Origin of the sequence: Corynebacterium sp. (assembly GCF_052107835.1) — a bacterium.
Taxonomy (GTDB): Bacteria; Actinomycetota; Actinomycetes; order Mycobacteriales; family Mycobacteriaceae; genus Corynebacterium.
Genome location: NZ_JBQEDF010000090.1, coordinates 1 through 7285 on the forward strand (window position 1 = coordinate 1; position 7285 = coordinate 7285).

Sequence of the window (7285 nt, forward strand, 5' to 3'; positions counted from 1 at the left end):
GTGTCCGGGTGGTGCATCAGGTGCTGGTAGCGGTCGGTGACCATCGCCCCGCGCCGGTTCCAGCGCTTGCGTCCGACGATGTGGACCGTGTTCACGGCGAAGGCGTTCGCGGTGCGGACGACCGTGCCGATGTTGGAGTCGTTCTCGAAGTTCTCGATGGCGATGTGGAGGTCATGGCGGCGGGCGTCGATGTCCCTGACTATCGCCTCCTGCCGCCAGTACCGGTAGCCGTCGACGACATTGCGCCGGTCCCCCTCGGCCAGCAGCACGGGATCGAAGTGCGCGGCGTCCGGATCGTTCTCCGTGTCAGGGACCGGGACATCCGGGTAGACCTGGGTCCACGGTCCGACCCCCACCGGATGCTCGAACCATTCGGTGGGCCCCCGGCCCTCCGCGCCACTGCCGGGCGCGACGCTGCCGGTCCCGCCACTGTCAGTCACGCGTCAGCCCCTCGACGATGAGCAGCTGCGCGGCGACGTAGGTGGCCATGACCAGGCCGTCCACGACACCGTCCAGAGCGCGGACCAGTGGCTTGTCCCCGGCGAGGAACGCGTGGCGGGCGAGGATCAGGCCGTCCGACAGGACGAAGAGGTTGCCGCCGAGACCGACCCCCTGAAGCTCGGCATTCCCACGCTTGCCGACCTTCCCCGGGTCCGAGGCCAGCACCGACGTCGTGGCCAGGGCGGAACCGTAGCCGATGGCGGCCGGCAGCGCCGCAGGTGCACCGGTCGCCGCGGTCAGCGCACCGGAGGCCAGCACCGGCACCCGGAGAGTGACCGTCGACCGCTTCGGGCGGTGGCCCCTGCGCCAGAGTTCAGCGATGTAGGCGGCCTGGTTGACGGAGAAGGCCGCCGAACCCTTGTTGACGTTCCTGGCCCGGACGGATGCATCATCACTTCGTCCGTCCTTCCCCATGAGGATGATGTCGCCCAGCCATCCGCCGGCCAGACCGGCAAGGAGCACCGGATTCCTCCGGGCTTTCGGCGAGGACGTCACCGTGGCTGCCGCGAGCAGCGGCATCAGCGTCGGTTTCACCAGACGGGTCAGGCGGTCACCGCGGCGTCCTGCCGCAGCCGCCACCACCGACACCGCACCAGCGGCCAGATAGGCCGTGCGCAGGTTTCCCATGTCATGTCCTCTCGTCATTCCTCAGCCCGTCATTCCCCGGAGCGCCAGCCGACGCCACCGAAGTTTCGCACCTCGATCTCGCGGCGGGGATCAGCGACCTGCGATTTTACCGTGAACAGCGCGGCGAACGGTGCGAAAGTTGCGATGGGGGAAGGCATCCGGTCAGGCCAGCCCCAGGTCGGCCAGCCCCAGCAGGCTGCGGTACTCCACACCCTCGGCCTCGATGACGTCCTTCGCCCCGGTCGCCCGGTCGACCACCGTCGCCACGCCGACGACGGTCGCCCCTGACTCGCGCACCGCAGCAACGGCGGTCAGCGGCGAGTTGCCGGTGGTGGTCGTGTCCTCGACCACCAGCACGCGCTTGCCCCCGATGTCCGGGCCCTCGATACGGCGCTGCATGCCGTGCTTCTTCGTCTCCTTGCGCACCACGAAGGAGTCGACCCCGTCCCCGGCGTGCATGACTGCGGTGGCCACAGGGTCCGCGCCCAGGGTCAGCCCGCCGACGGCCACGTAATCCCAGTCGGCGGTTAATTCGCGCAGCAGCTCGCCGATCAGTGCCGAGGATTCGCGGTGCAGGGTGGCCCGCCTCAGGTCAACGTAGTAGTCGGCCTCCTTGCCGGAGGACAGTGTGACCCGTCCGTGCACCACGGAGAGCTCCGTGACCAGCTCGGCAAGACGCTGACGCTTCTCGGCGTTGACGGCGGGGGTGCTCTCGGTGCTCATGGGTGTCCTTTACGAAGTCGGCGCGGGTTCCACCGGTGATCTTAGTTGGTCGGCAGTCCCTATTCGCTGTCCGGGTCCATGACCTCGGGGTCAACGACCTCGTAGTCATCGGCCTCACCGTCGCTGCTCGCATGCCGGGCATCCGGTGCACGGTGCTTTCCCCGTGACGGGCCCGATGCCTCATCGCCGAAGATGGTGGAGCTCTTCGTCGCGTCCCGGATGACGCGCGGGCCACCATCGCCGGCGTTGCGGGTGTGGTCGGGGTCCTCGCCGACCGCGGGGATGGGGTCGGCGTCCTCCCCGGAATCGCCGAGCCCCTGCTCCGACCAGCCGGTGGTGTCCCCCATGGTCTGGCCTTCGGACCGTGTGGGGAAGTCGACCGGGGTGGAGGAACGCTCCACGTGGGGACGTCCGGACGGCTCCTCCGCGGCAGGCTCGTCCGGCTCAGCCGGGTCGTCCTGCGGCTTCGTCGCCGCGTCCGGCACCGCGCGCAGGTGCCCACGCTGCGCCGACGGGGTCTCGTCCGCGCTCTCCTCCCGGCTGGCCTCCTCCGGCTCCCCCGGCGACCCATGCCGTACCCGCGGACGCGTGGGGTCCGCGGCGCCGAGGTCGAGCTCGACGGTGGTCACCCTGGGGGGCAGGACGCGGGACGCCGAGATCAACGTACCGACCTGCGTCAGGACGTGGTCCCACACCGGGGGATCCGTGCGGCGCGCCATGGCTACCGCCACCCACGTCCCGGTCAGGGCGACGTCGGAGACAACACTGCCCAGCGCCTTCAGCACGCTCTCCGCACGACTGTCGAGCATCCGGTCGAGTGCCCTGTTGTCCGTCGAGTACCCGGTGAACGGTGGCCGGTCGCAGAGCTCGGAGTGCCGCATCCCGGCCGGAAGGCCTGCGGACACGGACAGGTGGACGCGGACCGGCGACCCCACCTCCCGCCGTAGGGCGACAACGGTCTCCCCGTCGACCTCGGCGATGTGGAACTGGTGTCCGCTGATGAACCCGGACACCAGGTCCCGGGCGACCGGCGCCTTGTCCCCCGTGATCAATGAGATCAGGCTGTCCGGCCATTCGCCCGGCAGGTAGCGGTCCTCCTTGGCGTACTCGTAGCCGTGGGACTGGGCCCACTGCCGCCGGGCACGACGGCCGGCGAACAGGCCACCGGTGACGTGCTCCGACTCCGGGGTGTCCGTGGGGGCTGCGGGTTCTTCGGCCCCGTCAGGTTCCGTGGACTCTTCGGTGGCTGGGGTGTCCGCGCTGACCGCGCTGTCCGATGCGGAATCGTCGGACACGGACGCAGGAACGGGCTCTGGAACGGGCTCCGGGACCGGTTCGTCAGCGGTGCTCTCCTGTGCTGCGGGAGCGTCCGTCTCCGGTTCGTCCTGCGGCGGCGCCGACTCGTCGTTCGCCGCCGGGCGCCCCCACCCCTCGGCGGAGCTGGGCGTTGATGCGGCGGGGACGGAGGGATCGGGTGTCGCCGCGTCCTGCTGCTGCACGTGCCGCCCGTTCTGGCCCGCCGTCGGGCGTGCGGCACGCCAGAACAGGCCCGCGGCGACAAGCAGCAGCACGAGCCCGGCAACCAGGGCGACAACAGCGATGAACATCACGACCAGCTTAATGGAGGCCCCGGACACTTCCCGGGACCACCACCGCGCGGCGCGCTACCAACGATGGGCGTTGTCATGAGAATGGGTTGATCGTCACGAGGCCCGCGTTCTGAAACGGCGACGTATCCCGCGTGGCCACGACGTATCCCCTACTCATCGCTATCGCGGCAATCAGGGCGTCGAAGTCGCCAATGGCCTTTCCCTGCTGCCTGGACCTCGATCGGAGAGCAGAGAAGGACGTCGTGGCGTTCATATCGAACGGAAGCATCCGTTCGCCGAAGAGAGGCACGAATTCATGCTCGAACCGTTCATGAAGTGTGTTTCGTCGGAACCCGTCGGGCAGGGCGGCTATACCGAAACGCACTTCGGCGAGGGTAATCGTGGTCAGGTAAAGCGTCTCAGGCGCCTGCGCGTCCAACCAGTCGACGACGTTCTGGTCCGGATGCCGCCGCATAGGCTCGGACACCACATTGGTGTCCAGGATGATCACGTGAAGTCCAGGGGCTCGCGGGACGTACGATCCCTGTCAACGTCGATATCGACGCCCCCGCACTCCGCCCCGATATCTGCGAGTAGTGAGCCGACATGCACAATCGGTTGCACTGCAGAATCGAGGATGGCCCTCACTTCTGCCTCCGTACTCCGGTTATTGGTCGACGCCCGAGCCTTGAGGGCACGGTGGGTCTCCGGCGAAAGATTGCGGACAGTCAGTGCCGACATGGCACGCCTCCCATCACGGTGATATCAGTTACATGAAATGATATCACCGTCTGCACGCCAATGGAACGTGGTGGCTACTCGCTCATGGCTACTCGTTGGCGGCGGCGTAGGCCTCGTGGTCCAGCAGCTCGCCCACCTCAGTGACGGTGACCTCGTAGAGCCAGCCCTCGCCGTAGGGGTCGTCGTTGATGACCCCGGCATTGTCCTCCAGACCCTCGTTCACCGCGGTGATCTCGCCGGAGACCGGGGCGAAGATATCGGAGACGGACTTGGTGGACTCGACCTCACCGTAGGGCTCGCCGGCCTCGATCTCGGTGCCGACCTCGGGCAGCTCAACGAACACGATCTCGCCCAGGGCCTCAGCGGCGATGTGGGTGATGCCGACGCGGATGCTGTCACCGGCGTTCACGTCCGTCGAGTTCACCCACTCGTGCTCCTCGGAGTACAGGCGGTCAGTGGGAAGTGCGGTCATGGTTCTTCTCCTGTGGGTCTCAAAGCAGTCAAAGGGCAGTCAGAGTGGATGTTACTTCTCGCGTTTGTAGAACGGCAGCTTAACGACGGTGTAGGGGTACGCCTTGCCGCGGATGTCGACGACAACGCCCGCGAACTCCGCGGCCGCACCGCCCTCACCGGTGGCGTCGGCGGCCACGTAGCCCATCGCCACCGGGTGGCCCAGCGTCGGCGACAGGGCGCCGGAGGTCACCTCACCGAGGCGGTTGCCGTCGGCGTCCTGGATCTCGTAGCCCTCGCGCGCGGCACGCTTTCCCTCGCCGACGAGCCCCACCAGGATCTGCTTCGTGCCCTGTTCCTTGGCCGTGACGATGGCGTCGCGACCGACGAACTCCTCCTTGGACTTCGTGGCGGCCAGGATCCCCAGCCCCGCGTCCACCGGGGTGAGCTCCAGGTTCAGCTCATGTCCGTAGAGCGGCATGCCGGCCTCCAGACGCAGTGTGTCGCGTGCGGCCAGGCCGCAGGGGCGGACACCGTACTGTTCACCGGCGGCGAGCGCCGCGTCCCACACGGTCTTCGCCTGTGCCCCGTCGGTCCCGTTCTCCACGAAGATCTCGAAGCCGTCCTCGCCGGTGTAGCCGGTGCGGGCGATGATCGCCGGAACACCGTTGATGGTGCCCTGGAAGGCGGCGTAGTAGCCGAGGCCCTCGATGGCGGCCTCAACGGAGTTGTCGGCGCTGGACGCACCGGACGCCTCCGGGGCGTCCGTCACCGCATCGACGATGGCGAGCATCACCGTGGCGGCCTTCGGACCCTGCACGGCGATCAGCGAGATCTCGTCGGTCTGCTCGTTCAGGGTCACGTCGAAGCCCCCCGCCCGCTCGGTGAGCGCGGCGAAAACCGCCGGGGCGTTGCCGGCGTTGGGGATGACCAGGTACTCGTTGCCGGCGAGGGCGTAGGTGATCAGGTCGTCGATGATCCCGCCGTCCTCCGTGCAGATCATCGAGTACTTCGCCTTGCCGATCTTCACCGCGGACAGCCGCGAGACCAGCGCGTGGTCCAGGAAGGCCGCGGCGTCCGGCCCGGTGACACGGACCTCGCCCATGTGGGAGAGGTCGAAGACGCCCACGGCCTCGCGCACGGCGCGGTGCTCCTCGAGTTCCCTGTCGTACTTCAGGGGCATGTCCCAGCCGCCGAAGTCGGTGAACTTCGCGCCGAGCGCATCGTGGGTGGCGTGGAGTGCGGTGTACTTAGTCATTGTTCTCACTCTCGGTGTTCTCGATGTCGAAGGCTTCCAGCGGCGGGCAGGTGCAGACCAGGTTGCGGTCGCCGTAGGCGTCGTCGATGCGCCTCACCGTGGGGAAGTACTTGTCGCGGCGCAGGGTCGCCACCGGGAACGCGGCCTTGGTACGGCTGAAGTGCCCACCGGAGACGGCCTCCTCGAAGTCATCGCGGACCACAGCCTCAGCGGTGAAGGGCGCGTGGCGCAGGACGGAGTTCTCGACCTCCACGTCCCCGGCGATGACCTCGTCGATCTCCGAACGGATGGTCTTCATCGCGGTGATGAAGCGGTCCAGCTCGCCCTTGTCCTCCGACTCGGTCGGCTCCACCATCAGGGTGCCGGCCACGGGGAAGGCCAGGGTCGGGGCGTGGAACCCGAAGTCCATCAGCCGCTTGGTCACGTCCGCGGCGGTCACCCCGGACTGCTTGGTGAGCTCGCGCAGGTCCAGGATGCACTCGTGGGCGACCAGGCCGTTCTCACCGGTGTAGAGCGTGGGGATGGTGTCCGCCAGCTCGTGGGAGATGTAGTTCGCGTTGACCAGCGCCATGCGGGACGCCTCGGCCAGGCCCTCGTCCCCCATCATCGCGATGTAGGTCCAGGAGATCGGCAGGACGCCCGCCGAACCCTGGCTGGCCTGGGACACCGGGCGGCCCTCGAGGGTGCCGGGTTCCGCGGTGACGTCCGCCCAGGGGTCGGACGGAAGGAACGGGACCAGGTGCTCGCCCACGCACACCGGACCCACGCCCGGACCGCCGCCGCCGTGGGGGATGGTGAAGGTCTTGTGCAGGTTCAGGTGGCTGACATCCCCACCGAACTCTCCGGGCTGCGCCAGCCCGACCAGGGCGTTCAGGTTCGCCCCGTCGATGTAGACCTGGCCGCCGGTGGCGTGCACCTTCTCGCAGACGTCGCGGACGTGCTCCTCGAACACGCCGTGGGTCGACGGGTAGGTGATCATGATGCCGGCGATCTGCTCGCCGTACTTCCCGATCTTCGCGTCGAGGTCGTCCAGGTTGATCGACCCGTCCTCGGCGTTCTTCACGCCGACGACCTTCAGGCCGGCCAGTGCGGCGGACGCGGCGTTCGTTCCGTGGGCGGACGCCGGGATCAGGACGAGGTTGCGTTGGTCATCGCCATTGGAGAGGTGGTAGCGGCGGATAGCCAGCAGCCCGGCGAGCTCGCCCTGGGAACCGGCGTTGGGCTGCAGGGACACCGCGGCGTAGCCGGTGATCCTGGCCAGACGGTCCTCCAGGTCGTCCATGAGGTCGAGCCAGCCGGTGGCCTGGTCCTCCGGGACCATCGGGTGGATGCCGGCGAACTCCGGCCAGGTGATCGGCTCCATCGACACCGCGGCGTTGAGCTTCATGGTGCAGGA

Annotated in this window: 9 protein-coding genes and 1 pseudogene; all 10 read right to left on the reverse strand. The window is 68.2% G+C overall.

Annotation, left to right across the window (positions count from 1 at the left end; all coding sequences use genetic code 11):
* Window positions 1-440: pseudogene (locus tag ACTIL2_RS14860) on the reverse strand (TrmH family RNA methyltransferase); the annotation flags it as partial.
* The gene (locus ACTIL2_RS14865; RefSeq protein ID WP_442338253.1) at window positions 433-1128 is read right to left on the reverse strand and encodes a lysoplasmalogenase family protein; all 696 of its coding nucleotides are present in this window, start codon (window positions 1126-1128) and stop codon (window positions 433-435) included. The pseudogene ACTIL2_RS14860 and the gene ACTIL2_RS14865, both read right to left, overlap by 8 nt.
* A 29-nt stretch (window positions 1129-1157) precedes the next feature.
* Complete coding sequence (locus tag ACTIL2_RS14870; protein WP_442338254.1) at window positions 1158-1286, reverse strand: hypothetical protein; 129 nt, start codon at window positions 1284-1286, stop codon at window positions 1158-1160.
* Window positions 1287-1290: 4 nt separating this feature from the next.
* Entirely contained in the window at window positions 1291-1851 is a 561-nt protein-coding gene (gene pyrE / locus ACTIL2_RS14875) for an orotate phosphoribosyltransferase (RefSeq protein WP_442338255.1), read from the reverse strand.
* 59 nt (window positions 1852-1910) lie between these two features.
* On the reverse strand, window positions 1911-3458 hold the full coding sequence (locus tag ACTIL2_RS14880) for a hypothetical protein (protein ID WP_442338256.1): 1548 nt from the start codon (window positions 3456-3458) through the stop codon (window positions 1911-1913).
* 76 nt (window positions 3459-3534) lie between these two features.
* Entirely contained in the window at window positions 3535-3951 is a 417-nt protein-coding gene (locus ACTIL2_RS14885) for a type II toxin-antitoxin system VapC family toxin (RefSeq protein WP_442338257.1), read from the reverse strand.
* Complete coding sequence (locus ACTIL2_RS14890) at window positions 3948-4181, reverse strand: FitA-like ribbon-helix-helix domain-containing protein (protein WP_442338258.1); 234 nt, start codon at window positions 4179-4181, stop codon at window positions 3948-3950. The genes ACTIL2_RS14885 and ACTIL2_RS14890 overlap by 4 nt, the downstream gene beginning before the upstream one ends.
* Before the next feature lie 88 nt (window positions 4182-4269).
* Window positions 4270-4653 carry a glycine cleavage system protein GcvH gene (gcvH, locus tag ACTIL2_RS14895; protein WP_442338259.1) on the reverse strand — a complete coding sequence of 128 codons (384 nt, stop codon included), beginning with the start codon at window positions 4651-4653 and terminating at the stop codon, window positions 4270-4272.
* A gap of 51 nt (window positions 4654-4704) precedes the next feature.
* A complete protein-coding gene (gcvT, locus tag ACTIL2_RS14900) occupies window positions 4705-5889 on the reverse strand; it encodes a glycine cleavage system aminomethyltransferase GcvT (RefSeq protein ID WP_442338260.1) in 1185 nt (394 codons plus the stop codon).
* Window positions 5882-7285, reverse strand: a 1404-nt coding sequence (locus ACTIL2_RS14905) for a glycine dehydrogenase (protein ID WP_442338261.1), incomplete at its 5' end; no start/stop codon positions are given. The genes ACTIL2_RS14905 and gcvT, both read right to left, overlap by 8 nt.

Excerpts from the sequence above, each read along its gene's own strand:
- ACTIL2_RS14890 (WP_442338258.1), bottom strand. The coding sequence starts at position 4,181 with ATGTCGGCACTGACTGTCCGCAATCTTTCGCCGGAGACCCACCGTGCC.
- gcvT (WP_442338260.1), bottom strand. The coding sequence starts at position 5,889 with ATGACTAAGTACACCGCACTCCACGCCACCCACGATGCGCTCGGCGCG.
- gcvH (WP_442338259.1), bottom strand. The coding sequence starts at position 4,653 with ATGACCGCACTTCCCACTGACCGCCTGTACTCCGAGGAGCACGAGTGG.
- ACTIL2_RS14865 (WP_442338253.1), bottom strand. The coding sequence starts at position 1,128 with ATGGGAAACCTGCGCACGGCCTATCTGGCCGCTGGTGCGGTGTCGGTG.
- pyrE (WP_442338255.1), bottom strand. The coding sequence starts at position 1,851 with ATGAGCACCGAGAGCACCCCCGCCGTCAACGCCGAGAAGCGTCAGCGT.
- ACTIL2_RS14880 (WP_442338256.1), bottom strand. The coding sequence starts at position 3,458 with ATGTTCATCGCTGTTGTCGCCCTGGTTGCCGGGCTCGTGCTGCTGCTT.
- ACTIL2_RS14870 (WP_442338254.1), bottom strand. The coding sequence starts at position 1,286 with ATGCCTTCCCCCATCGCAACTTTCGCACCGTTCGCCGCGCTGTTCACG.